Annotated in this window: 2 protein-coding genes; both read right to left on the reverse strand. The window is 71.2% G+C overall.

What is annotated here, in order from left to right:
- Positions 1 to 15: 15 nt before the first annotated feature.
- Positions 16 to 390, reverse strand: a complete 375-nt coding sequence (locus tag AB8Z75_RS34380) for a PRD domain-containing protein (RefSeq protein ID WP_369208983.1) — start codon at positions 388 to 390, stop codon at positions 16 to 18.
- 112 nt (positions 391 to 502) lie between these two features.
- On the reverse strand, positions 503 to 1,447 hold the full coding sequence (gene yhfZ / locus AB8Z75_RS34385) for a GntR family transcriptional regulator YhfZ (protein ID WP_369208985.1): 945 nt from the start codon (positions 1,445 to 1,447) through the stop codon (positions 503 to 505).
- Between the last annotated feature and the right edge of the window lie 122 nt (positions 1,448 to 1,569).

The raw sequence follows: 1,569 nt of genomic DNA on the forward strand, positions 1-1,569 counted from the left end.
CGGCGGGGGCGGCTGTCAGCCGGTGACGCGCTGGGCGAGGACGGCCAGGTGCATGGCCAGGAAGTTGATCTCGGAGGCGGGCAGGGCGGCGCCGAGTTCGTTCTCGGCGCGTTCGGCTATACGGCGGGCCCGTTCGACGGCTGACGGGTGGTCGGCGAGCTCGGCGGCGACCTGCTCGTCGGTGAGGAACTCCTCGATGGGCTCGCCGTCGAGGAGCCGGGTGAGCGCCATCATCAGATGGCTCGTCAGCATTCCGGCCGTCTCTTCGGTGACGGGCGCGCCCTCGTCGGTGAGCGCGGTCAGCTCGGCGGTCACGAAATCGGCCACCTGGGGGCGGACTTGGCCGCTTTCACGGAAGAGCTGGATGCGCAGGGCGAGCTGGTCGTCCACGGTGGTGCCTCCTCAACATCCCACAGAACTCGGGATTCTGGATTCTCTTGGCGGCGCGAGCCCGCACGGGCAGTGCCGTGCGGTGCGGTGGCGCGGCGGCAGGTGGCGCTGGTCAGTACGAGGGCATGCGGTCTCCTCGCAGGACCTCGGACTGGAGAGCGGCGACCCGGGCGGGGTCGATGGCCTGCCGTATCGCGTGCAGGGCGGCGACGCTCTCGGCTCTGCCGATGACGACCGCGCTCGAGTTCCGCAGCGACAGGTCGCGTGTCACCTCGTCACCGAGCGGGCGTACGTCCACCCCCTCGCCGATCCGGCCCTGCACCTCGTCCAGGTTCCAGACGGTGGCGTCCGCCTCGTTGTGTCCGAGCAGATCGGGGAGCTGCATGTAGGAGCACTCCACCCATTCGACGTCGGCCCGCCCGCCGAAGGTCAGCTCGGCGAGCATGCGCTGGTCCTCCGAGGCGTGGTCGATCGCCACGCGGAGGCCCGGCGAGTCGAGCGAGCCGCCCTCCCGCAGCAGCACGCCGTGGGCGCCGACGTAGGTGGCGGGCCCCAGATCCACCACCAAGGCCAGATCCTCGGGATACTCCTCGATGAGCCGGTCGGCGGCGAAGCGGGAGAGCACGACCAGGTCGGCCTTGCCCTCCATCAGCGCGGTGGCACGGCTGCCCGCGCCGCGCATGAACGTGATGGCGAACGGGGTGCCGGCGTCGTCGAACGCCGCGCGCAGGCCCGTGGCCAGCCCTTCGTAGCGGCGGGAGTAGGGCAGCGGCATGGCGGCGAGCAAGGTGCCGAGCCCCGACAGCCGCCACAGGATCGCGCGGTCCGATCTGACGAGGAAGGTGCCCAGGTGCCCGCGGGCGGCCGTCTCGATGGCGCCGGCCTCCTCCAGCAGCCGCAGCGCGGCCTGGACCGTGCCGTTCCCGCACCCCAGCTCCTCGGCGAAGTCCCGCACGCGAGGCAGGCGCGTCTCCGGCTCGTACTCCAGCAGGAGGAGCGCGAGCTGGCGGGCCGCCAGGCCGTTGCGGGTCAGGAACCGCTCGTCGTAATCGTTCACGAGGAAACAGTAAACAGAATCCTGGATTCTTGACAAGACCCCTCTTCCCGGAAGCCCCGAAAGCTCCGGAAGCCCCGGCACCCCTCGCCGGGGCGCCACGCTTCCTCGTCGGGCCCACCACC

The organism is Streptomyces sp. PU-14G, from assembly GCF_041028275.1.
Taxonomy (GTDB): domain Bacteria; phylum Actinomycetota; class Actinomycetes; order Streptomycetales; family Streptomycetaceae; genus Streptomyces.